Raw genomic sequence first — 23,977 nt, forward strand, 5'->3', positions numbered from 1 at the left:
AAGGCCGCCGGGCAAGGCGGCCTGACACGGGAAAGTAAGATGTGGGGTGTTAGGGAGCGTTTGCCAGTACCGCAGCGCGCACAGCGTCCTTAATTGCGCCTTCGGTTGCCGGAACAGTGCGGTAACGTTCTTCCCGTTCAAACAGATCTTCCAGATGCACAGGCAATGCCGGATGGATACCCGTGGCCGCCACCATGGCATCGGGGAACTTGGCCGGATGTGCTGTGGCTTCTGCAATCATCGGCACGCCAGCCTGCCGGAATTTGCGGCCAGCCGCAATACCAATGGCGCTGTGTGGGTCTGCCAGATAATTGGACTGCTGGTGCAGGTTGCGAATTTCCGCTTCCGTTTGTTCATCATCCAGCGCAAGGCCAGAGAAAACGGTGCGGGCATTTTCCCACACTTCTTCAGGCACATCCATATGCCCTGTGGCGCGGAAGCCCGTCATAATGCGTGCGCAGGCAGCGGCATCACGGCCCAGAAGTTCAAACAGCAGACGTTCAAAGTTGGAAGACACCTGAATGTCCATGGATGGGGAAAGGCTGGGTACCACGCCTTTGATTGTCATGTCATTGGCGTTCAGGAACCGGGTGAGAATGTCATTCCGGTTGGAGCCAACGCACAGGTGCTTGATAGGCAGCCCCATTTTGCGTGCGGCCCAAGCGGCAAGAATATTGCCAAAGTTGCCTGTAGGCACAGCAAAGGAAACTTCACGCTCTGGGGCGCCAAAGTTTAGAGCCGCATAAACATAGTAGGGAATCTGAGCTGCAATACGTGCCCAGTTGATGGAATTGACGGCTGAAAGATGCATTTCCCGGCGGAAAGGCAGATCAGCAAACAGGGCTTTGACCAGATCCTGACAATCATCAAACGTGCCTTCAACGGCGAGGTTGGTGACGTTGGAATCCAGAACGGTTGTCATCTGGCGGCGCTGCACTTCAGAGGTGCGGCCTTTGGGATGCAGGATGATAACAGACAGACGGTCCCGCCCACGGCAAGCTTCAATAGCGGCAGAGCCTGTATCACCAGAGGTGGCGCCTACAATGGTGACGTGGTCATTCCGCTGGGTGAGCACATGTTCAAAAAGCTGGCCAAGCACCTGCATGGCCATGTCCTTGAACGCCAGCGTGGGGCCGTGGAACAGTTCTTGTACAAACAGCCCATCTTCCACCTGCGTAAGTGGTACAATGGCTGGATGATCAAAATTGGCATAGGCCTTGGCGCACAGGCCGCGCAGTGTTTCCAGATCTATGTCCGGTGCTGCAAACGGGGCCAGAACACGGGCTGCCAGTTCCGGATAGGGCAGGCCACGCAGGCTTTCCCAATCAGATAGCGAGAATTCGGGCCATGTTTCGGGCAGATACAGGCCGCCATCCTCGGCAAGACCGGTAAGCAGAACATCGGCAAAGGAAAGGACGGGAGCATTCCCGCGTGTGGAAATATAGCGCATGGAGAAACTTATATCCTGAATGGCGAACGCCGCGAAGTGTCCTTTTTAGGGGAAAAGCCTGTAGTCTTTATTGGGGTGGAGGCGTTGTGGGCAGCGTAAGCTGATACACCGTAATCGGCCATGAAATAGAAGGCGTTGCAGCACCAAACCCTACGCTGTGATCAAGCTGACTGGCTGCTACGTACAAATGGCCGTGGCCATCCAAACCGGGCGTGGTGGGCCATTTCAGGCGCTCATCCATCACCAACCGGCGCGGAATGCGCCCAACTGTGTAACTCAGGATGCTACCTGTGGTGATATCAGACCAGTAAAGCGTGCCATCATTATCAATGGTCAGACCGCCCAAAGCGGGGGTTTTATACCATTGTGTCACGCCTTCTTCAAACGCTGCCGGAGTAACGTCCGGGTCCGTGAACAAAGAGGTGGAAACACGATACAGAAAACCTGCGGGTGGCTGCATAACAATCCATGTGCCATCCGGGCTTACGGCAATCATGCTGGTATCTACGGCAATGGCCTGACCATTCGCGTTTAGCAGCGGGCCTGTGGGGGTCTGGATCGGCTTAGTGGCGGTAAGGGCAGGGTGATGGTCCAGAAAACGCCGACCGGATGCAGATGGAATATCAATAAGCAACAGTCCAGCTACACCAGAATCCGGTACGTAAGCCGTGGTGCCATGCACAGCAATGCCAGAAAGAATACTGCCCTGATGCAGCAGATTGGCTTCTATCGGCACTGTGTGGGTGACAATGTTGGTGGTTGGGTCAATCTGGATCAGGCGCGGGGCCGCAACAGGTGGTTTTTCACGGTTCGGTACGCCGCTATCCAACACCCAGATGCTGCCATCTGCGGTGCGTGTCATGCCTGCAAGGGCTACAAAATGGGTATCGTTTGTGGCCTCACGGGTATTCCAGCCTGCATCTGGGTATGGGGCAAGGCTGCCATCAGTCTGCCTTACCCATAATTGCGGGCCTGTGTTGCCAACCCACGCAGGGGCTTCCAGCAACATCCGTCCATCCGGCAAGGGCAGAATGGCATCCCATATCTGTTGGTTGGACTGCATAAAAGGCACCAATGCAGACGCAGGAAGTTCCGGCACTTTGGGCATATGCACTGCCCATGCAGAGTGTCCGATAAAAGGAGAGAGCAGGGCAGCCGCCAGCATGGCACGGCAAACCGTGCGGCGCGGCAGAACAGAACGCAGGAAAGAATGCTTCATCAGGGGCGTCCGGTCAGAAATCTTGCAAACGGGTGAAAAATGAATGTGGCAGTCTCGGGGCTGTAAGGCGTTTATGCAAACGCGTTCTGTGCGGGGCGGATGCCCCGCTGCCACATTCAGACATGAAGGAAAGAAACGTTGGCTTATGCGTCTTCCGCGCGTTCCACATAACGGCGCTGGATATGGGCCAGATAGGCCGAGGCATCCAGCTTGCGCCCTGTGGCGTCCTGTACAATCTGGGGCATGGAGGCGCTGCGTGCACGGCTATGCACGTTTTCACGCAGCCAGCCCAACAGCGGCGTAAAATCACCTTTGGCAATGGCAGGCATAATTTGCGGCACCTGTTTGCAAGCGGCTTCTCGCAGTTGTGCGGCTGTTAAGGCGCCAAGAGTGTAGCACGGGAAGTAACCGAACAGCCCCTCCGGCCAATGAATATCCTGCAAGCAGCCGCGCCCATCATCTGGCACATGCAACCCCAGAAGTGCATGGATGCGCTCATTAAACGCAGTGGGCAGGTCGGCCAGCGGTAAATCACCAGAAATTAGTGCTTTTTCCAGTTCATAACGTACCAGAATATGAGCCGGGTACGTGACTTCATCAGCGTCAACCCGAATAAAGCCTGGCTGCACCTGGGTGAGAAGCCGGTGAATATTTTGTGCATTCCAGCCAGCGGTGGTTGTGGGGACATCAAAAGCGGCCTGAAGTTTGGGTGCAAGCCACCCCGCAAAAGCGTTGGAACGGCACACCTGCATTTCCATCAGCAGCGATTGGCTTTCATGCAGCGTCATGCCCCCGGCCTGCCCAACGGGCTGAGAGAGCCATGCTTGCGGCAGGCCCATATCATATAGTGCGTGGCCGGTTTCATGTAGCACACCCATCATGGCGGGGATGAAATCATTTTCATCATAACGGGTGGTCAGCCGCACATCATGCGTTGCCCCACCGCAGAAAGGATGGGTGCTGACATCCAGCCGTCCGCGCGTTACATCAAACCCAAGCTGCTGCATAAGCTGGCGGCCCAGAGCTTCCTGCCGCGGCACGGAAAATGGCCCAGGCAATGGCGTGGCGGCGGGTAGGCTGTTCTGTTTTTCCAGCACTGTGCCAATCAGTTCAGGCAAACCAGCAGCAAGTTGTGTAAAAACCGGGTCTATATCTGTTTGGCGGGTGCCGGGGTCAAACGTATCCAGCAGTGCATCGTAAGGGGAGAGGCCCAGCTTTTCCCCTGTAGCAAAAGCAACTTCACGCGTGAGGCGTAGCACTTCAGAAAGCGTGGGAAGAATGGCTGCAAAATCACCATTCTCGCGTGCAGTGCGCCATACCATTTCGCAGCGCGCCGTGGCCTGCGTGCTGGCTTCCACCAGTTCTCCGGGTAAGGCTGTGGCGTGGGCGTGCAGGCGGCGCATTTCTTCCAGATTGGCGCGGCGCCAAACATCATCACCCGGTTCTGCCTGTTCTAGTAGTGCGGTAACAACTGGAGCAGTCAGAATTTCGTGGCGCAGACCTTCCAGCATTGCCAGATTTTCTGCCCGGCGTTCTGCTGCGCCGGAGGGCATGATCACCTCTTTATCCCAGCAGAGTATGCCGATGGCATCATTCAGGGAGGAAAGGCGGGCAAAGTGGCGTTCAAGGGAAAGATAGGCTTTATTCATGGCCTATATGGTAAAGCATACACGCCGCGCACGGAATGCACTTTCTGAGGCATCTCAGATGACAAAAAGGAGTTAGCTATAACCATGCAGATAGATACACAGGTCGAATCTGCACTGGTATTGCTGGCGCAGGGTAATGCGGAACAGGCTTTGCGTGTTTTGCAAAACTGCTTGCAGCAGAATCCGGGCCATGCGGGCGCACTGCATGGCATGGCCTGTGTGGCGCGTGCGGGTGGAGAGAACCGCGCCGCAGTGGCCTTGGCGGCCAAGGCTGTGCAGTTACAGGCCGAACCGCATTTTCATATTACGTTGGGTTTGGCTTTGTTGGCAGAAGGGCAAATAGAGGCTGCACGGGCAGCCATTCATGTTGCTGTTCTTGCATCACCAAGAGACCCACGCGCGCATGATGCTATGGCCTCGGTTCTGGAAGCACAGCATCGTATTGCAGAGGCCGAACGCGCTTTGCGCACGACCATAAGATTGCGGCCATTGGAGCAGGAACGCCATCTGGCGCTGGCAGCTTTTTTGTCCCGCCATGGGCAGTTGGAAAAAGCGATAGAGGTTTCCGGCAAAGCTTTACGGCTGGATACACAAAATCTGTTTGCGCAAAATCTACATGGCATGATCCTGCATGGGGCAGGCAAGGCGGCAGAAGCCGAACCCTATTTTCGGGTTGTGGCCGCAGAGTTGCCAACATCTGCGCCTGCTCTGGCTAACCATGGAGCAGCGTTGTTTGCCACGCGCAGTTATGAGCAGGCCCGAGACGTTCTGGCAAAGTCTGTGCAATTAGAACCCGAAGCGGCAGAAACACGCAGCAATCTGGGGCTGGTGCATATGGCGCTTGGGCAGTTGGAAAATGCTGCCCAAGAACTCCAACTTGCGTGTGCATTACAGCAGAATGATGCCCGCTTGATGCTCAATTACGCTACGGCTCTTGCTGATTTAGGAGAGAATGAGCGGGCAGAGGCATTGTTCCTCAGGGCAGAAACCCTAGCAGGCAAAGGTATGGATGCCGCTCGTGCACGGATGAACCTCGGCGTGTTGTATTTAGCGGAAGGTCGTTTTGCTCAGGGCTGGAAATTGTTTGCGGCACGCCGCCAGATTGTTGCCCCTCCGGCGTGTGCGGCTGGCTTGCCGCAATGGGACGGTACGCCACAGGAAAGCCCGGTGTTGCTATATGCAGAGCAAGGGTTGGGCGATGTATTGCAATTTCTGCGTTATGTTGCTCCGGCGGCGCGGCGCGTTCCGGTGCTGCTGTATGTGCCGCAAAGCATATGCAGTTTTGTGCAACAGATGGATGTAGCGCGCCTGCCAAATGTAACGGTATGTACAAGCCAGCGCACTTTAAAAGCTAAAGCAGCTTGCGGGCTTATGAGCCTACCTGATGTGCTGGGGATGGAAGTGCCGTTTGCGTGGCAGCCCGATATTGCGGGTGTTCAAAAGTCTGCACCCGGCAAAAAATCTGCTTTGCATGTCGGGCTATGTTGGGCGGGTAACCCAACTTATCAGTTTGATCGCAGGCGTTCGATCCATCCGCAAGTGCTCGAACCATTGGGGCGGCTGAATAATATTGTGTTTCAGTCTCTCCAAAAAAATGCGGAAGCGCAGCAAACTCCGTTTCCAATGGCACAATTGCCGCAAGGGGATGTGCTGGACACATTCCGTATTATGGCGGGGCTGGATGTGGTGATAACCGTGGATACGATGATAGCGCATTTGGGTGGTTTACTCGGGCTGCCCGTGTTGCTGCTGGATCGCTTTGGTGGAGACTGGCGCTGGGCGGCTGGTTCCACCATTACGCAACCAGACGGAGAGGTGCGAAGCCTGTGGTATCCTTCCGTTAGGGTTATTCGCCAGCCTCAGGCCGGCGAGGGTGATGCCCCGTGGCAGCCCTGTATCGCAACTGTTGTGCAGGTTTTGCAGAAGATGGCTGAAAAACGCACGGATATGGTGCCCTAAAGGCTGTTGCCGCTGTGCGAGAGCACTTTATGATAGCGGTATGACACGCATTTCCTCCAAAGGCGCTACGCCGGCAATGGCGCAGTGGTTCACCCTCAAGGCCGAAAATCCTGAAGCCCTGCTGTTCTTCCGTATGGGCGATTTTTACGAACTGTTTTTTGATGATGCCACGGCTGCTGCTGCCGCGCTGGATATTGCCCTAACAGCACGCGGCACACATGCGGGGGAACCGATTCCCATGTGCGGGGTGCCTGTGGCGGCGGCCCCAGCTTATCTTGCGCGTTTGATCCGGCGTGGTTTCCGGGTGGCGGTGGCAGAGCAGACAGAAACACCCCGTAAAGGCAGGCCAGCAAACAAGGGGCCTTTGGCGCGTGGTGTTGTAAGGGTGATTACCCCCGGCACGCTAACAGAAGATGAATTGCTGGAACCGGGGCGTTCCAACCTTTTGCTTGCGCTGGCGCTCACAGCGCCGCAGGGGAAAGGCAAAAAAGCTGAGGCATCCTTTGCGGATACAGTTATTGGCGCGGCGTGGATTGATGTTTCAACCGGCTTATTTGAAACTGAAAGCCTGACAGGCAAGGGGCTTCCCGCGCTTTTAGGCCGTTTGGACCCTGCGGAAGTTCTTGCACCTGCCGTTCTCAATCTGGCGGATTATGAGGCCCGCCGTGCGCCGGAAACTGTGGCATCTGGCGCAGATACGGCCCGCCAGCGTTTGGCCAGTGCCTTTGATGTGGCCAGCATAGAAGCCTTTGGCACTTTTACGGATGAAGAAAGCGTGGCCGCTGCCATGGCGGTGGAATACGTTCAGCGTAGTCAGGCTGGCAAGTTGCCACGTTTGGCACATCCTGTTCCACAAAACGAAAGCGGGATTCTGGGCATAGATCCGGCCACACGGGCCAGTTTGGATATTTTGCGTGCGCGGGATGGAGGGGATGAGCACACGCTATTTTCCGCCGTAAACCGTACGGTCAGTGCCGCAGGTGCGCGTATGTTGGCAGAGTGGCTGGCGGCCCCACTTACACATGCAGGCCAGATTGCTGCCCGGCAGGAAGGTTGGTGGTGGCTGAAAGAAGATTCTGTGCGGCGTGAGGCGTTGCGTGGAATACTCAAAAAAGCACCGGATATTGCTCGGGCATTAGGTCGCTTATCCCTTGGGCGTGGGCAACCGCGAGATCTGGCCGCCATGCGCGATGGCCTTATGGTAGCGCGGGAGGCCGCACGTATTCTTACGGCCTCTGCGGCCTCATTACCTCCGGTGTTACATCAGGCGGTTACAAGGTTAGGCGGAGGGCAAGCGCTAGAGGCTGAACTCATGCGCGCGCTGGCAGAAAACCTTCCAGCACGGTTGGATGATGGCGGCGTTATCGCGCAGGGCTATGATGCCAAACTGGATGAATACCGAGGGTTACGAGATGATTCACGCCGTCTGATAGCAGGCTTGCAGGCGAAGTATGCCGCGCATTATGGGCTAAACAGCCTTAAAATCCGCCACCATGCGCAGCTTGGCTACGTGATGGAAGTGCCCGTGGCGGCCAGCGCCAAGCTGAAGGACAAGCCAGAACTTATCTTGCGCCAAGGCACAGCCAGCAATGCGCGTTTTGCTACAGAAGAACTCTCAACGCTGGATGCCCGTATAACCGAGGCCGCAGAAAAAGCATCTCAGCGTGAAAAAGAGTTATTCAGCGCGTTGGTAGAACAGGTTCTAGCAGAACGCAGTATGCCGGTTTTGGCTCAGGCCTTGGCTGTGCTGGATGTTTTGCAATCCTGTGCAGATCTTGCGGGAAGTGGCACGTGGTGCCGGCCAGAGGTGACGGAGGATTTCGCATTCGCGTTGGAAGGATGCCGCCACCCGGTAGTAGAAGCAGCCTTGCCAGCCGGCACGCGTTTTACACCCAATACGTGTGATCTGGCACCGCAGCAGCGGGTTATGCTGCTAACAGGGCCAAATATGGCCGGTAAATCCACCTACCTGCGCCAGACAGCGCTAGCAGTTATTCTGGCGCAAGGGGGGTTCCCTGTTCCGGCAGACCGGGTCCGAATCGGAGTGGTGGATCAGCTTTTCTCTCGCGTAGGGGCTTCGGATGATCTGGCGCGCGGGCGCTCCACTTTTATGGTGGAAATGACGGAAACTGCCGCCATTCTTAACCAAGCTGGCCCGCGTTCTCTTGTTGTGGTGGACGAGATTGGGCGCGGCACGGCCACATTGGATGGTTTGGCAATTGCATGGTCTGTGCTGGAGGCTTTGCATTCAAGCGTGCGCTGCCGTGCAATCTTTGCAACGCATTTTCATGAACTTTCGCGCCTGGTGGATACACTTCCGCGGCTTTCTTTGCATACTATGGCGGTGCGGGAATGGCGGGGGCAAATTGTGTTTTTGCATGAAGTGCTTGCAGGATCAGCCAAAAAAAGCTGGGGTGTACACGTTGCACGGCTGGCTGGTGTGCCGCACGCTGTGGTGGATCGGGCAGGGCGCCTGCTGCGGGAGTTGGAACGTGCTGAAAATACAATACCCGAACCTCTTCCGTTGTTTGACACGCAGAAGGCATTACCCCCAGAGCCCCAAAATACGTTAAGTAAACGTTTGATAGAAATCGACCCGGATAGTCTGACACCCCGCGCAGCGCTGGATCTTCTGTACGAATTGCGCAAGGAAGCGGCGCAAGAAGAACATGCGCAAGTGGCAGACTAAACACTATGACGCCAGACCCCATTCAGGAGCAGAACTCGCCTCTCATGCCCACCCCTTCCGTAGAGCCTGCCGCAGCGCAGCAGTCCGACATGACCATGCTGGCAACCCTAACGCCAGAAATGCTTTCTGCGTGTCTGACGCGGGAATTAAGAGATGCAACACCGGAAGATGCGGTTATTCCTGAACGGGATGATGCTGTTGCCATTTTCCGCCGTCATCTTGGGCGGTATCAGGCGGATATACGCAACCGTTTTGAACGGCATGAACTTAAAGGCGCTGGGGCAGCCAAAAAGATAGCTGTTTTTACCGATGTTATGGTGCGTGCCATTGTTGATCTGGCCGTACGCGCCACCATTGGGGCGGGCACTGTAGAAAGTGGCATGCTGCCCAGCTTTGCCATTGCCGCCACGGGTGGTTATGGGCGCGGGCTTTTGGCCCCGTTCAGCGATATTGATCTGCTGTTTCTGGTGGCGGAAGAAAGTGCAGAACGGGCACATCCGCTTATTGAATACGTTCTATATTTCCTGTGGGATCTGGGTGTGAAGGTAGGGCATGCCACCCGCACAATCAATGAATGTATTGAAGAAGCTAAAAAAGATACCACAGTGCGCACCGCGCTGCTTGATGCGCGTTTGCTGGCTGGGGATTCAGCCCTTTTTGCCACGTTTGAGGCCCGTTATATTCTAGCCTGTGTGGATGCAGGTGCCGCTGGCTTTATTCATGATAAACGGCGTGAACGTTTGGAACGCCACCGGCGGTTTGGTGATAGCCCGTATCTGGTAGAGCCCAACATAAAGGAAGGGCGCGGGGGGCTGCGTGATCTGCAAACCCTGTACTGGATGTGCCGCAACACTTTTGGCACGCGCCATGTCAAAGATCTTTTGGCTCCGGAATTTATCTGGATGGGGCTGCTCACAGAGCAGGAAGCCGCACGTGCCCGCCGGTCTTGGGACTTTTTGTGGACAGTGCGTTTGCATCTGCACTACGTGGCAGGGCGTGCAGAAGAACGGCTGACCTTTGACATGCAGCCCGTTATTGGCGCACGCATGGGGTATACCCGGCACGGGCGCCAAAATGGGGTAGAGCGCTTTATGCGCCACTACTTCCTGACAGCCCGGGAAGTTATGCGGTTAACCCATGTTTTAGAACCCGCTGTGCTTCGGCAGGCCCAAGGGCCGGTGGCCAATGCCGCCAAGCCAGATGAAGCTATGCGGCAAGCCGGGTTTACCTTACTGGATGGCCAGATTCTGCCTGATCGTGGCGTAAGTTTCGATCAAGAACCCATTAAAATGATGCAGATTCTGGATTGGGCGCGTGTGCGCCGCCGTCCGCTGCACCCGTTGGCGCGGCATCAGCTCATCCGGTGGGAGCGGCGGGCTACCAGCCTGCGGGATAACCCGGAAGCCGCGCGTATTTTCCTTGATCTGCTGTGTGGTGATGAATCCACGGTGGAGCAAAAACCACGCCGTCGTCCGGCAACGGCTTCTGTGCCTTCCGTAGTGGAAGAAAGTGGTTTGTCCTATTCTGCCGCTTATGGGGAATATCCGCCAGCAGGGCATGCGCACTGGCTGCATATTCTGAACGAAACCGGCATTTTTGGCCGTCTGATTCCAGATTGGGCGCGCATTGTCGGGCAGATGCAGTTTGATACGTACCATGTGTTTACGGTGGATGAGCACACCATAGAAGCCGTGCGTATTCTGGATGAAGTGGCCTCTGGCCGCATGGCGGATGAAATCCCCATTGCCTATGAACTGGTAAAAGGGCTGCATTCCAAACGGGCGTTGTATATGTCCGTTCTATTGCACGATGTTGCCAAGGGCCGGGGTGGAGACCACTCTGAAATTGGGGCAGAAATTGCGGCTGAACTTTGCCCGCGCTTAGGTATGTCCGGCGAAGAAACAGAAACTGTTTCGTGGTTGGTGCTGCATCATCTGCTGCTGAGCCATACAGCGTTCCAGCGCGATATTGATGACCCCAAAACCATTTTGGATGTGGCAGACATTGTGCAGTCTCCAGAACGTCTGCGGCTGCTGTTGCTGCTGACTATTGTGGATATGCGCGCCGTGAGTTCCCGCGTGTGGAACGCATGGAAGGCCACGCTGCTGCGTGAGCTATATGTGCGTGTAGCAGAAGTTCTGGCCGGTGGTCTGGCCACCACGGAACGAGATGTGCGCGTGCGCCATGCCAAGGAAATTACAGCCGATATTCTCACTGAAGAAGGCGTGCCCCAAAAGGATATCGAGCGCTTTTTAGGGCTGGGTTACGCTGGTTACTGGCTTTCCTTTGACTATGAGACACATCGCCGCCATGCACGGCTTATCCGGGCGGCAGATGCCAAGGATGCACCACTTACGGTAGAAGTGCTGCCTCTGCCTGCGCGTGGGGTAACGGAAGTAACCATTTACACAGTGGACGTGCCGGGCCTGTTTTCCAAAATAGCAGGGGCTTTGGCTTTGGCGGGGGCTTCCATTGTGGATGCGCGTATTCATACCATGACACACGGCATGGCGCTGGATACGTTCTGGATTCAGGATACCTCTGGACAGGCCTATGAAGAAACACACAAGCTTGCCCGTTTGGCATCTTTGATTGAGCAGGGCTTAAGCGGCCATATTGATATTAGTGAAGAAATTGCGCGGGCCGGATTTGGCCATATGCCCATGCGTATGCGGGCCATTCATGTTCCGCCACGTGTGGTGATAGATAACGGCATTTCCAATACGTACACCGTTATTGAAATCAACGGGCGCGATCGTCCCGGCCTGCTGCATGACGTCACGGCCGCCATGAGTCGTGAGAACCTGCAAATTGCCTCTGCCCATATCACTACGTATGGTGTGCGAGCAGTGGACGTTTTTTACGTAAAAGACCTGTTTGGCCTGAAAATTACGGATAAAAAACGGCTGGAAGAAATCCGTGAGCGCTTGCTGGCCGGGCTGAAGGAAGCTGAAGCCGAGGCCAGCGCTTGCGCAGATGCCCGCTATTCAGCCTGAAAAATCAGGCTGAAACAGGGTGGTGTCCGGGGCTGGCAGCGGAAAGACCGTGGTTAAGCCCCGTGCGTAGCTGTTGGCCTGCTAATGTGTTGGCATCTATCAGGCCATGGCGCAGGAACAGATCAATCAGTACCAGATTGACGTTGAACTTAAATTCATCCGTATCTCGCACAATCTGGAACACTTTAGCTAGCGGCAACAGCGCGAAAGATTCCACTTCGCCATCAGCGGCTTCTGGTTCAAAGCTTTCAGGCAGGTAGAGATCATAACAAACAAGAATATCTCGCCTTAGTCCTTCTGGCCGCTCCATGGCGTAAACCAGATGCCCCGTTTCCTGTGCCTGAGCTACAAGATTGTGGGGAATGCTGGCTTCTTCTGCTGCTTCCTTAATCAGGGCTTCACGCGGGGTGTGGCCTGTAGGTACGCCGCCTGCTACCAAGTGGTCTAGCTTGGAAGGGTCTAGCCGCTTGTTTGCAGCCCGGCGTCCTGTCCACAGATAAAGACCGTCTGCTTTGCGCACCAGCCCGTTCATGTGCACGCCCGTGGCCACCAGCCCAAAAAGAGGCAAGGCTCCACGATCAATGCGGGCAATGGCAGGTTCACCTACATCTGTTCGCACATCAAACAGTTCGTGGTGGGAGCGGTAAAAACCTTCTTGCGCCAAAGCTTCACCCAAAGCTTCCAGCTTGCTCGGGTCTGGCAGGTTAAAACCTGTTGTGCGGTTGCCCAAGCCTGCTTTTTCCAGCCTGTCAAACAGTTCTGGCGTAATCCACCCGGCAGATGTGCCAGCCAGAGAAAAAGGGGCACGTTTGCCAGGAATGATAGCAGTGTTGCACTGCCTGAGATGCCGAAGAAAGGGCGTGATGTCGGGGGACATGGAAACAAAATCCTGTTGAACTGTGCCGAGCGTGTTTAAGGTTGTTATCGGGTGTGGCAAAGGCGGTGGCAAGGTGTGGCGGGGTTGCAAAATGCGCCCAGCATGGCACATGCGAGTTATGCCACCACGTCGCGCGGCTGCCGGGCCGCTTAAAAAGCCGGTTTCCATCACACTTTCGCGTTTACTGCCATATTTGTGGCCACAGGAAAATCGTGCCCTGCGTTGGCGGGTTGTACTGGTTCTTGTGGTTATGCTTGGGGGCGAACTGGCCACGTTGGGTGTTCCGTTAGTTTACAGCCAGGTGGTGGATAGGTTTACGCATCCTCACTCGCTGGCCATGGCGCCTGCGGCTTTAATTCTCTGTTACGGATTGGTGCGGCTGGTTTCCGCGGCCCTTACCAATTTGCGAGATGCTTTATTTGCGCCAGTCCGGTTTAGAGTGGCAAGGCAGGCGGCTTACCGTAGTTTTGAGCATATGCACGCGCTCTCCTTGCGCTTTCATCTGGATCGGCGCACCGGAGGGGTCACGCGTGCTATTGAGCGCGGCACAGAGGCCGTGGAAACGCTGCTGCGGATGATCATGTCTATTTCCCCCACCATCCTGCAGGCGGCGTTGGTGATGGTGGTTATCTGGCGTGTTTTTAATTGGCAGTATGTGGCGTTGATGGCGCTGATGATTGCGGCCTACATTCTGTTTACTGTACGGTTTACATCTTGGCGGTTGGGAATCCGGCGTGAGATGAATGAAACCAACAGCGAGGCCACAGGCAAAGCGCTAGATAGCCTGCTGAATTACGAAACCGTAAAATATTTTGGCAACGAAACGCACGAAGCCCAAAGGTATGATAGTGCACAGGCGCGCTACGAACAGGCCGCGCGCAAAACGCAGTATTCCTTAGGCTTTCTCAATTTCGGGCAGGCAGCCATTATCGCTTTGTCTCTTACGGCCATTATGCTGTTGGGTGGGCACGATATTGAGGCCGGGCGCATTACGGTTGGCGAGTTTGTTATGGTCAACACGTATTTGCTGCAACTTTATGGGCCACTAAATTTTCTGGGTTCTGTCTATTCTGCCATTCGCACTGCACTGGTTGATCTGGAACACATGCTAGGGCTGGCGGAAGAGGAAGTGGAAGTTGCAGATCCTGCGCATCCTCTCCCTATAGCCACACGCTTGCAGGTTTCTGCGCCTGCACGGGTGGCGTTTAGGGATGTGCATTTTGGATACCGGCCAGAGCGTGAAATTCTGCACGGTATCAGCTTTGAGGTGGCGCCGGGCCGTAAGGTTGCCATCGTAGGCACGACAGGGGCGGGAAAATCTACCATCAGCCGGTTGTTGTTTCGGTTTTACGATGTGTGGTCGGGTTCTGTGTTGGTAGATGGGCACGATGTGCGCGATTATCGGCAGGCAGACTTGCGTGCCGCCATTGGTGTGGTGCCGCAGGATACCGTGCTGTTTAACGAGAGCATTGGTTACAACATTGCCTATGGTCGCTTAGGGGCTACACCGGCAGAGGTGCAGCATGCGGCCCAGTTGGCGCAGATACATGATTTTATCATGTCCTTGCCCGAAGGGTATGAAACACAGGTGGGTGAACGCGGGCTTAAACTGTCCGGCGGAGAAAAGCAGCGAGTGGCCATTGCCCGCACGATTTTGAAAGACCCACGCGTTCTTGTGCTTGACGAGGCCACGAGTGCGTTAGACACACATACTGAAAAAGAAATACAGGCAGCGCTTAAAACGGTTTCCGCACGCCGCACAACTCTTGTTATTGCCCACCGTTTGTCCACCATTGTGGATGCAGACGAAATTTTGGTGATGGCCAAGGGGCATATTGTTGAGCGTGGCACGCATGCAGCCCTGCTGGCCCAGAATGAGGTGTATGCATCCATGTGGGCTGCTCAGGGGGGAGAAAGCGGGCAGGAGACGTGATAAAAGGCGGAGGCCTGCTGGTAAGGCTTGGCTGTGTCTGACGAATCGCGCGCCCGCAGAGAATGTGGGACGCAGAAAAATGAAGGATCAAAAGAGATGACCGAAACAGCAGGGCAGACTCCCGCAGCAGGCCCGAACATGGATGTGCCCGAAGATCTGGCGCGGTGCGATATGGTTATTCAGCACGCTATTGAACATCTGCGGAGTGAAAAATATCCGCCGCTGGCAGTGGCATCCGCTCTTTTGGGTAATTCTGTAGGTATTCTTGCCCAGATTATGGATAAGGACACCGTTTTGCGCATTCTCGATTCAGCTGCTCAGAGCGTTAGATCGGGTGAAGTGCATGCGTCTGTTCGGGCACAGACCGGGCAGGAAAACGAGAAAGCCTGAGCACAACCCTTGACTGAAAGCCGTGGCTAAGCCATAAGCCGCGCCAATCCTGAATGTGGTCGCCGGGCGCTTGTCTCGGCCCTCTGTTCCTATTTTGTATAAGACAAGGATGAGACAATGTCCCGTCGTTGCCAGATTACCGGCAAAGGTGTGCTGACCGGAAACAACGTCAGCCACGCTAACAACAAATCCCGCCGTCGCTTCCTGCCGAACCTGCAGGATGCTTCCTTGGTTTCCGAAACTCTGGGTTCTGCCGTGCGTATGCGCGTAAGTGCTCGTGGCCTGCGCACCATTGAACACAATGGCGGCTTGGATGCATTCCTGCTGAGCACGCCTAACCGCAAGCTTCCTGAAGAAGCACAGGTCATCAAGCGCCGCGTTCTGCGCGCTCAGGCCAAAAAACAGGCAGCCGCAGGCGCCTGATTCAGGGGTTTACCTAATTCAGTGGAGCCGGATCTGCTCTTTTGGTGGAGTGGGCCGGTTTCTGCGGTGTAGATGTCTGGCAAGGTGCCAGACATCGTCGTCTATCGGCCGGTTTCCGGCAGCCGGGTTTCCTGAAGATTTTAACATCACAGGTGCCAATACGGCGCGCGGCGGCCACAGGCGCGAAGGGATTCCCATTCGCGCCTGACCTGTTTTCTGGAGGTTTTCGTGTCCGCCACATCCGATCTGTCCAAGATTCGTAATATCGGTATTACCGCGCATATTGACGCAGGTAAGACGACCACGACCGAACGTATGCTGTACTACACCGGTGTTTCCCATAAAATTGGTGAAGTGCACGAAGGTAACACCACAACAGACTACATGGCTCAGGAACGTGAGCGTGGTATTACCATTACGTCCGCCGCCGTGACCTGTGAGTGGGACGGCCACCGTATCAACATTATTGATACGCCCGGACATATCGACTTCAACATTGAAGTGAACCGCTCCTTGCGTGTGCTCGATGGGGCCGTGTTCATTATTGAAGGTGTGGCTGGTGTTCAGCCGCAGTCCGAAACCAACTGGCGTCTGGCAGACCGTTACAAGGTGCCTCGGATCATCTTCATCAACAAGCTGGATCGTACCGGTGCAGATTTCTACCGCGCATTTGATACGCTGAAAGAAAAGCTGGATATCGTTGCTATCCCGCTTCAGCTGCCAATTGGCGCAGAAGACAAGTTTGTTGGCGTTGTTGATCTGGTGGAAATGAAGGCCATCGTCTGGGAAGGCGGTGAACTTGGTGCGAAGTTCCACGATGAAGAAATTCCGGCTGACCTGAAGGAAAAGGCTGCAGAAGCACGCCAGAACCTGCTGGATACGGCTCTGGCTGTGGATGATGCAGCCATGGAAGAATACTTCGAAAAGGGTGACGTTTCTGTTGAAACCCTGAAGCGCTGCATCAAAAAGGGCGCTATTTCTGGCGAATTCCGTCCGGTTCTGTGCGGCACGGCGTTTAAGAACAAAGGCGTGCAGCCTCTGCTTGATGCCATTATCGACTACCTGCCAGCTCCAGACGATGTTGAAGGTATTCGTTGCGCTCCGCCGGAAGGTGAAGAAGACGACGAAAAAAACCAGCCCATCATTCCGGTTGACCCGAATGGTAAGTTTGCTGGCTTGGCCTTTAAGATCATCAACGATAAGTACGGTACGCTGACCTTTGTGCGCGTTTATCGCGGCGTGCTCAAAACCGGTGATACGGTTCTGAACACCACCAAAGGCCACAAAGAACGTATCGGCCGCATCTATCAGATGCATGCTGATAAGCGTGAAGAACTGACAGAAGTGCACGCTGGTGACATTGCTGCGTTTGTGGGTCTGAAAGACTCCCAGACAGGTGATACGCTGGCAGATCCGGCAGATCCGGTTGTTCTGGAACGTATGTCCTTCCCGGTTCCGGTTATCGACATCTCCGTCGAACCGAAAACCAAGGACGCAGTGGAAAAGATGACACTGGCACTGCAGAAGCTGGCTGGTGAAGATCCCTCCCTGCAGCTCAAGACCGATCAGGAAACAGGCCAGACCATTCTGTCCGGCATGGGCGAACTGCATCTGGACATCATTATCGACCGTCTGCGTCGTGAATATGGTGTGGATGCAAATGTGGGTGCACCGCAGGTGGCATACCGTGAAACCATCACGCAGCCGCATACGGAAACCTATACCCATAAAAAGCAGTCTGGTGGTTCCGGTCAGTTCGCTGAAGTGAAGATTGAGTTCCAGCCGGTTGAACGTAACGAAGGTATCCTGTTCGAAAACAAGGTTGTTGGTGGTTCTGTTCCCAGAGAATACATTCCGGCCGTTGAAAAGGGTATTCGCGTTCAGTCTTCTACTGGTGTGCTGGCAGGCTTCCCGACAGTGGACTTCAAGTTCACGCTGCTTGACGGTAAGTACCATGACGTTGACTCGTCCGCTCTGGCGTTCGAAATCGCGGCTAAGGCTTGCTTCCGTGATGGCATGAAAAAAGCTGGTCCGGTTATTCTGGAACCGATTATGGACGTGGAAATCACTACCCCGAACGATCACGTTGGTGACGTGGTGGGTGACCTGAACCGTCGTCGTGGCATGATCCAGAGCCAGGAAACCTCAGGCTCCACCGTTATGGTGCGTGCTTATGTGCCGCTGAAAGAAATGTTCGGCTACATTTCTCACCTGCGCTCCATGACGAAGGGCCGCGCTTCCTTCACCATGCAGTTCCATCATTACGATCCGGTGCCGCGCAACGTTGCTGAAGAAATTATGGCTCAGTCCAAGTAATTTCAGCCGTTTTTCGGTTTCGGAATATAAAGGCCGCTCCCTGTAAAGGGGGCGGCTTTTTTATTGTGCAAAACCAGATTACGTTGCGTGCGCTAAATACAAAGCGGCATGGTATGGCATGAATATGTCATGCGCTGGGTATGTGTGATGGCGCAGAAAAGAAACGGAAAGACGAGCAAGATGCCGAAGCTGTTTGAATGTGCAATGGATGAGACCGCGCAGAAAACACGGGTAAACCGGCGTGCGCTTATGCAGTTTACGCTGGGGGGCATGGCATCGGGTTTTTTTGCCCATAAAGCCTTTGCTCAGGCTCCTTCGTTGGCTTTTGCATCGTCTTCCGTAGATAAAATGCCGCCTATCAATGGGGTGTATGATTGGCGTGCTTTACCGCCCACACCCTTGGCGCTGGAAGCTGAAAGTGGTGGCTTACCTGTTGATACGGGCATGGTGCCAGCACAAGGTAAGGCCCAATTATATTACGCATCAGCGGGGGAGGGTGTGCCCGTCATGCTATTGCACGATGGTTTGGCCAATTCCAATTATATGGGAGACCTTGCCCGTGCGCTTTTGCGTGCCAGATGCCGTGTGATTGTGATGGATATGCGTGGGCATGGGCGCAGCACAATGGGGGCTTTGCCCTTGGGGTATGATTTGCTGGCCGATGATGTGCTCACAGTTATGGCGTTTTTACACCTGCGGCGCGTGGCCTTGGTGGGATGGGGGGATGGCGCAGTGCAGGCGCTAGACGTTGGTATGCGCCACCCCAGCAGTGTCAGTCGGATATTTGCTTTTGCACCGTGGAGCACGCCAGATGGTCTGCTCGCACGCGCAGGAGATATTCCTGCTTACAAATCTTTTATGGAAAGAACCCGGCAGGAATACAGGCAGCTTTCTTCCACACCACATAGGTTTGGAGATCTGGAATCTACAGTGCAGACTATGCGCAGCAGGCAACCCAATTGGACGGATGCAGATCTTATGCGGATAACAGCACCGTTATGGGTGGCTGCCGCAGATCATGATGGTATTGTGGGGCGTGTTCAGGCCGAGCATATGGCGGCTACGGTAGAAGGGGCAGGGCTCTTGGTGCTGCCTAATACCAGCCATTTTGCATTTTTGCAGAATCCGCAGCTCTTTACGTTGGCTGTGGAGAGCTTTCTAGGGGGCAGATAAAATGCGGGGCCACCATTAAGGCAGCCCCTTATTTTATAAAAAGACCTCAGCCAAAAGCGCCGATATTGTGCATGATGGCGACGCTGATTTCACGAATAAGCTCAAACATCTGTTGCATTGGCACAAAGATGTCTCTGTGCTCGCGCTCGTAAATACCTTCTTCGCGCGGGCCGCGTGGTTCATGAAAATCAAGGTTGGTTGGGCCAGTGCTGGTGGGGAAGATATGCTCAAGCTCTTCCAGCACAACCGAAATATCCAGACACAGTATATGCTGCATCATGACATCATGGTTAAAGCCCCCACGGGGCATAAAGAAGGGCACACGGCATGCCAAAAGCCATATTTGCTCAATAAGCATAATGCGGATGGCATGCAGAAGCCGGATTTGAGGCTCTGTGCGTGGTGCGTGCTCCCAAGCTTCTCTTAACGCAAGATGGTCGGCCTGAATGCGGCGGAACATAGTGAGAAGTTCGGCTGATAGGTCTAGCTTTTCCAGATCCTGCATCAGGGAAAGAAAAGCCTTCCGACGAGCCGGTGTTTTTTCCTCGGTAGCGCGATCAAGCCAGAAGCCAGGGTCCAGCAAACAGACAACGCTTTTCAGAACCTTGTCATCCGAGCACGCAAGACCATGTTGGGCAAAATCCAGAGCACGATGAAAACGTGGGCTGGATGTACGGAATGTTTCAAAGGTTTCCGGGTGGCGGCGTACGGCTGCTCCCAAGCCTTGCAAAGTGTTGGCGCACCATCCGAGTTGCTGAAGGATCGCGTTGTTGGGAATGGCGCGTAGCTGGCTGGGGTGAGTAATACGCTTATGGGTTGCGCTTTCTGCACTTTGGCGAGCAGGTGGCCGAGAGCCGGTTCTATCAATAAGGGAAGGCCCAAAAGCCCCCAGCAACGCGGCATAACCGGGGTCTTCCACCAGTTTTTTCATGCCTTCGCTAATGCTGGAGAAGAAATCAGCCGAAAAATCGGGCTGATCATAAATAGGGTCTTCTTCCTGCCGTAAGGGTAGAAACAGGTTTTCAGCAATAGTGGCCATTGTGGCGCCTGCCAGTTCCGGCGTACCAAAAAGGAGATAGCCATCTCCCCCCTGAAAAGCTGTTTCCTCACGGCAGGCAATGCCTGTGGCTTTAAACCGCGCCCGCACATGGGGTGGGGAAAGGTAATCCAGCCGATCTGCCATACGGAAAGGGTGCGCGCCGCGGCCTATGCTTTCACCGTGGGTATCAAAAAACACCACGGTAATATCCTGCATATTCCATCGAACCAGCAGATCATGAATGCGCAGGCGCAGGCGCTCTATCTGATACGTTGCGGCCAACTGGCCGACATACCGCCCAGAATCGGAATATCCAAACTGGAAGCACATGCGGCCGATACGACGGATATATGCACGCCATGTGGGAGAACGCAGGGCTTCTTCCACAATGTGCTCACCGTTCATAAGGGCATCTTCAGTTTCAAACAGTGGCGAGATTTCAATTTTATCTGCCACGCCAAAGCAGGAAGCCACCCATAGGGCGGAGAGCAACGTGTAACCGGTTTCTGTTTCTGCAATCAGAAAGCGAACAGGCGTATCGGAATCGATAAATTTGACCATTTGCGCAATGGTCATCATCAACCGCCCAGCACTGGAAGGATCGCTCAGCAGTGCGCCAAAATCCACCGGGACAGGCGTAACAGCTTCTAGCGCCTCGTTAATCTGGTTCAGCAATGCTCGGCGATGGGCCGGGTTGTTGGGGTCATCCAGCAGGTTTAGCTTCTGACGCACAAAGTTATGAATCTGGGAGGCATTGAGCCGCACATGTGTATGGGCCAATCCCAGCCCATGCGCCACAAACCCAGCGCGGGCAACAGCAAGTGGAATGCGTGCAGAAGGCGGCGCTGTATTAATGGCAGCCTCGAGCAAGCTATCTAGTTCTGCGGCGTGTGTTAGTGCTGTATTGCGCTGAGAAACCAGAAGTTTTGCAAAATTTGCCACAGCTTGCGCATCGGCAGGGCCAGCAGGCACAGCGCTAATTTGTTCTTTTACACAGGCAATGGCCCGTTGCAGTTTTTCTGTGAGTTCCGGGGCCAGTAAGCCTTCGTGCATGATCTGGCTTTCCAACCGCATCAACTGGAACAGTTTCATACGTAGGCGTAGACGTAGAGTATCCCACCATCCAATATCTGTGCGGCCATCGGTATCGTAGCCAACCCAACTGGTTGCAATAACCGGGCAGGGCTTCAGTCTTGTCCATTCCTGTGGCCAACGGGTGGCAGCTTCTTCCAGCAAAGCAGTTGCTAACAAATCCATGGCGTCACGCGCACGGGTGATGGCTTGTGCAGCTAGTGTAAATTCTTCTTCCAGCGTAGGAGGCGTAGAACGTCTGTGCGTTTCAAAAAACGGTGCTTCCTGCGGGGGGATGGCTTGGGATGCACTTTCTGCTAAAGCCGCGTACACTGGGTTGCTGAGGGCAAAAGTAGGGTGTGCTGTAAAAACCGCTGCAAATTGAATGGCGGAAATGCGATCCTGATACTCTGTAAAAGAACCGGTAGGGCATGTGTCTGCTACCGAACGTGCAACATTACGAAGCTTTTCTTGTGTGGCTTCAAGTGTTGCGCCGCCTACATAGCGGTGCAGTTTACGGGCACGCGCCAGAAAGGCTTCGTCACGGAGCTTTTGCACCAGGCTTACAATATCTGCCTGTGAGATTTCCTTGTTGGTAAAAGCTTCTCCCAGTCGGAGCGCGATACCCATAACAGGATTTGTGCCTTCAGCTGCTATGCCGACATCTGGCCGAGCAGTGGCGGACGCAAGGATACTGTCCAAACGGGAAAGAGAAGATGTGTTATCCATAGTCATAAGGGCGTCCTGAAGGTTCCTGCAGTAAAACAGTTATAAAGCCGGAATGAATCGAAATAACAACGAAATAGCTTGAAAAGAATGATGAACAACTTTTCACGTCTATGTTTTGTATGCAACCAGCTCACGCACTCTTGGGGGTGTTTGCGCACAGTGCTATTGAGTGGGATATGACATCTCAACCTCATCAGGACGCGGATTTCGCTGCCCGCCAGACACTGCGGCGATACAAAAATGCAGCTACAGGGCTGGTTGGCCTTATGGCTGGGGTAACGGTGTTGGGGTATGCAGCACCAGCCGCCGGATGGGTAAGAGATGGATTCTGGCTGGAAATGTTGCGGGCTGGGGCGCGGGCAGGCGTTGTAGGCGGCTTGGCAGACTGGTTTGCCGTGGTGGCGCTATTTCGTCGGCCTATGGGTTTGCCCATTCCGCACACCGCTATTTTACCTGCACAAAAGGATAGGCTTGGCCGCGCACTGGGGCGGTTTGTTGCGGGGCAGGTGTTTACCCAAAAGGAAGTTGAGCGCGTATTGGGGCAGGTCGATCTTCCTGCTTTTTTGGCGGATATGCTGGATGATCCCGGCACGCGGGATGCTTTGGTAAAATCCATAACACGCTCTTTGCCCCAGATGCTGGACAGGCTGGAAGATGGGCGCGCCAGCAATGCAGTTGCCCGTGTTATGCCAAAGCTATTGGGTGGCAGTAATCTAGCACCTATTATTGCGCGTGCCCTGCGCAGCCTTGTGGATGATGACAAGCATCAGGAAGTACTCTCCTTTCTGCTTGAGCAGATCAAGGATGCGTTACAATCCAAAGAAGGCGCGCTGCGCCAGATGATTGAAGAGCGCGTGCGTGAACAGGGCGGTCGTTTGCTTGGTTGGGCCATTGGTGGATCTATTGCCACCAAGGTTTTGTTGGCAGCGGCCAAGGAACTTGAGCGAATCGACCCACAGAATTCTAGCCTGCGTGAAGGCTTTACCAACTGGGTGCGTGGCCAGATTGACCGCATAGAAACAGACCCTGAAAAGGGAAAAGAGTTTTCCCAAACCATTATGAGCGTGCTTTCCCATGAAAGTGTTGTGGGGTGGTGGGGAGACATCTGGCTGCGCTTTCGGCGTATGGTGGAAGCAGATGTGGAAGATCCAGAAGGCCGCATAGCATCCGTGGTGCAGGATGCGCTTGAACGCATGGCTGCCCAGATGCGCTATGATCAGAACATGCGGCAACGGATTATGGATAGCGTAAACCGCACTGTTTTAAAGATGCTCCCTTTCATGCGTGAACGTATGGCAGAGTTTATTGCCCGTGTGGTTTCTGGCTGGAATGCTGTGGAAATAGCTGAAAAACTGGAACTTCGGGTTGGCAAGGATCTGCAATTTATCCGGTTTAACGGCACCCTGGTTGGCTTTGGTGTGGGGGCGCTGCTTTTTGCTGTATTGCGGCTTCTATTTGGGTTGAACGCGCAATAAGGCAGCCGATCACGTTTGCGCTGGATGCTTTTGTCCGCTTGTTTTGGGTTGACGCAAGGGCAGTGTGTCGCCATGTATCCGAAACAGGACCGCTCAGGTCTTTAATTGGGTCAAGGGCAGATAATGCTGAAACTTTCCCGCCTGGCGGATTATGCAATCGTCATCTTGGTAAAACTGGGTGAGCAGGAAGGCGTTGTAACGTCTCCAACACTTGCAGCTATTACAGGGGTGCCAGAGCCAACAGTGGCCAAGGTGCTTAAGGTGCTGTCTGCGCATGGGTTTGTGCTTTCCCAGCGTGGGGCAAAGGGCGGATACCGCCTTGCCAGACATTTGGCAGATATTTCTGTTGCCAGTGTTATTACAGCCGTAGATGGCAAGATTGCGCTTACAGCCTGTGTAGATGGCGGAGAGTGTGATACCGGCGTGTCGTGCGGTCTGTGTGGCAGCTGGGATACCATTAATCAGGCCATACGAACCACGTTGGAGGGCATTTCCTTGGAAAGCATGCGCAGCAAGGCATCGTGTTTTTCAAATATGCCACGATCCAATACGCAGCCCGGCGCTGCTATGCCACGTGAGGGGATCTGAA

The 23,977-nt window shown here is 54.6% G+C and carries 15 protein-coding genes; 10 read left to right on the forward strand and 5 right to left on the reverse strand.

The annotated features are described in order from the left end of the window. Positions 1 to 49: 49 nt before the first annotated feature. From thrC to FKW19_RS01190, 3 genes are all read right to left on the reverse strand, one after another. Positions 50 to 1,450 carry a threonine synthase gene (gene thrC / locus FKW19_RS01180; protein ID WP_006116529.1) on the reverse strand — a complete coding sequence of 467 codons (1,401 nt, stop codon included), beginning with the start codon at positions 1,448 to 1,450 and terminating at the stop codon, positions 50 to 52. A 67-nt stretch (positions 1,451 to 1,517) separates the two neighbouring features. Continuing rightward, positions 1,518 to 2,669: an L-dopachrome tautomerase-related protein gene (locus FKW19_RS01185; protein WP_089179242.1), complete on the reverse strand. Its 1,152-nt coding sequence runs from the start codon at positions 2,667 to 2,669 to the stop codon at positions 1,518 to 1,520. Positions 2,670 to 2,812: 143 nt separating this feature from the next. Next, positions 2,813 to 4,318, reverse strand: coding sequence for a carboxypeptidase M32 (locus tag FKW19_RS01190; protein WP_089179241.1), 1,506 nt, complete (start codon positions 4,316 to 4,318; stop codon positions 2,813 to 2,815). An 84-nt stretch (positions 4,319 to 4,402) separates the two neighbouring features. On the opposite strand from FKW19_RS01190, the gene FKW19_RS01195 reads away from it, so the two are divergent. From FKW19_RS01195 to FKW19_RS01205, 3 genes are read left to right on the forward strand one after another with little or no spacing between them, the layout of a single operon-like run. After that, the gene (locus FKW19_RS01195; protein ID WP_089179240.1) at positions 4,403 to 6,277 is read left to right on the forward strand and encodes a tetratricopeptide repeat protein; all 1,875 of its coding nucleotides are present in this window, start codon (positions 4,403 to 4,405) and stop codon (positions 6,275 to 6,277) included. 40 nt (positions 6,278 to 6,317) lie between these two features. Next, positions 6,318 to 8,966 carry a DNA mismatch repair protein MutS gene (mutS, locus tag FKW19_RS01200; RefSeq protein ID WP_089179239.1) on the forward strand — a complete coding sequence of 883 codons (2,649 nt, stop codon included), beginning with the start codon at positions 6,318 to 6,320 and terminating at the stop codon, positions 8,964 to 8,966. Between the two features lie 5 nt (positions 8,967 to 8,971). Then, a complete protein-coding gene (locus FKW19_RS01205; protein WP_006116534.1) occupies positions 8,972 to 11,962 on the forward strand; it encodes a [protein-PII] uridylyltransferase in 2,991 nt (996 codons plus the stop codon). Positions 11,963 to 11,966: 4 nt separating this feature from the next. On the opposite strand, the gene FKW19_RS01210 is transcribed toward FKW19_RS01205, so the two are convergent. Further along, positions 11,967 to 12,839, reverse strand: a complete 873-nt coding sequence (locus FKW19_RS01210) for an NUDIX hydrolase family protein (protein WP_089179237.1) — start codon at positions 12,837 to 12,839, stop codon at positions 11,967 to 11,969. A gap of 109 nt (positions 12,840 to 12,948) precedes the next feature. Between FKW19_RS01210 and FKW19_RS01215 the strand changes: the two genes are divergently transcribed. From FKW19_RS01215 to FKW19_RS01240, 5 genes are all read left to right on the forward strand, one after another. Next, entirely contained in the window at positions 12,949 to 14,772 is a 1,824-nt protein-coding gene (locus FKW19_RS01215) for an ABC transporter ATP-binding protein/permease (RefSeq protein WP_193561094.1), read from the forward strand. A gap of 96 nt (positions 14,773 to 14,868) precedes the next feature. After that, positions 14,869 to 15,162 carry a hypothetical protein gene (locus FKW19_RS01220; RefSeq protein WP_035352632.1) on the forward strand — a complete coding sequence of 98 codons (294 nt, stop codon included), beginning with the start codon at positions 14,869 to 14,871 and terminating at the stop codon, positions 15,160 to 15,162. Between the two features lie 117 nt (positions 15,163 to 15,279). After that, positions 15,280 to 15,585, forward strand: a complete 306-nt coding sequence (gene rpmB, locus FKW19_RS01225; RefSeq protein WP_003624085.1) for a 50S ribosomal protein L28 — start codon at positions 15,280 to 15,282, stop codon at positions 15,583 to 15,585. Between the two features lie 228 nt (positions 15,586 to 15,813). Continuing rightward, positions 15,814 to 17,901: an elongation factor G gene (gene fusA / locus FKW19_RS01235; protein ID WP_006116539.1), complete on the forward strand. Its 2,088-nt coding sequence runs from the start codon at positions 15,814 to 15,816 to the stop codon at positions 17,899 to 17,901. Positions 17,902 to 18,048: 147 nt separating this feature from the next. Next, entirely contained in the window at positions 18,049 to 19,074 is a 1,026-nt protein-coding gene (locus FKW19_RS01240; protein WP_063354933.1) for an alpha/beta fold hydrolase, read from the forward strand. 46 nt (positions 19,075 to 19,120) lie between these two features. Here the strand turns inward: FKW19_RS01240 and FKW19_RS01245 are convergent, their stop codons facing one another. Continuing rightward, on the reverse strand, positions 19,121 to 21,919 hold the full coding sequence (locus FKW19_RS01245) for a phosphoenolpyruvate carboxylase (RefSeq protein ID WP_089179235.1): 2,799 nt from the start codon (positions 21,917 to 21,919) through the stop codon (positions 19,121 to 19,123). A 104-nt stretch (positions 21,920 to 22,023) separates the two neighbouring features. On the opposite strand from FKW19_RS01245, the gene FKW19_RS01250 reads away from it, so the two are divergent. Both FKW19_RS01250 and FKW19_RS01255 read left to right on the forward strand, forming a co-directional pair. After that, positions 22,024 to 23,388: a DUF445 domain-containing protein gene (locus FKW19_RS01250; protein WP_006116542.1), complete on the forward strand. Its 1,365-nt coding sequence runs from the start codon at positions 22,024 to 22,026 to the stop codon at positions 23,386 to 23,388. Positions 23,389 to 23,511: 123 nt separating this feature from the next. After that, the gene (locus FKW19_RS01255; protein WP_035352634.1) at positions 23,512 to 23,976 is read left to right on the forward strand and encodes an SUF system Fe-S cluster assembly regulator; all 465 of its coding nucleotides are present in this window, start codon (positions 23,512 to 23,514) and stop codon (positions 23,974 to 23,976) included. Position 23,977 lies beyond the last annotated feature (1 nt).

The sequence above is a fragment of the Acetobacter sp. DmW_125128 genome (assembly GCF_008704325.1).
In the GTDB taxonomy this organism is placed as follows: Bacteria; Pseudomonadota; Alphaproteobacteria; order Acetobacterales; family Acetobacteraceae; genus Acetobacter; species Acetobacter oryzifermentans.

Excerpts from the sequence above, each read along its gene's own strand:
- mutS (WP_089179239.1), top strand. The coding sequence starts at position 6,318 with ATGACACGCATTTCCTCCAAAGGCGCTACGCCGGCAATGGCGCAGTGG.
- FKW19_RS01240 (WP_063354933.1), top strand. The coding sequence starts at position 18,049 with ATGGCGCAGAAAAGAAACGGAAAGACGAGCAAGATGCCGAAGCTGTTT.
- FKW19_RS01250 (WP_006116542.1), top strand. The coding sequence starts at position 22,024 with ATGTTTTGTATGCAACCAGCTCACGCACTCTTGGGGGTGTTTGCGCAC.
- rpmB (WP_003624085.1), top strand. The coding sequence starts at position 15,280 with ATGTCCCGTCGTTGCCAGATTACCGGCAAAGGTGTGCTGACCGGAAAC.
- FKW19_RS01255 (WP_035352634.1), top strand. The coding sequence starts at position 23,512 with ATGCTGAAACTTTCCCGCCTGGCGGATTATGCAATCGTCATCTTGGTA.
- FKW19_RS01210 (WP_089179237.1), bottom strand. The coding sequence starts at position 12,839 with ATGTCCCCCGACATCACGCCCTTTCTTCGGCATCTCAGGCAGTGCAAC.
- FKW19_RS01205 (WP_006116534.1), top strand. The coding sequence starts at position 8,972 with ATGACGCCAGACCCCATTCAGGAGCAGAACTCGCCTCTCATGCCCACC.
- FKW19_RS01215 (WP_193561094.1), top strand. The coding sequence starts at position 12,949 with ATGCGAGTTATGCCACCACGTCGCGCGGCTGCCGGGCCGCTTAAAAAG.
- FKW19_RS01190 (WP_089179241.1), bottom strand. The coding sequence starts at position 4,318 with ATGAATAAAGCCTATCTTTCCCTTGAACGCCACTTTGCCCGCCTTTCC.
- FKW19_RS01245 (WP_089179235.1), bottom strand. The coding sequence starts at position 21,919 with ATGACTATGGATAACACATCTTCTCTTTCCCGTTTGGACAGTATCCTT.
- FKW19_RS01185 (WP_089179242.1), bottom strand. The coding sequence starts at position 2,669 with ATGAAGCATTCTTTCCTGCGTTCTGTTCTGCCGCGCCGCACGGTTTGC.
- FKW19_RS01220 (WP_035352632.1), top strand. The coding sequence starts at position 14,869 with ATGACCGAAACAGCAGGGCAGACTCCCGCAGCAGGCCCGAACATGGAT.
- FKW19_RS01195 (WP_089179240.1), top strand. The coding sequence starts at position 4,403 with ATGCAGATAGATACACAGGTCGAATCTGCACTGGTATTGCTGGCGCAG.
- thrC (WP_006116529.1), bottom strand. The coding sequence starts at position 1,450 with ATGCGCTATATTTCCACACGCGGGAATGCTCCCGTCCTTTCCTTTGCC.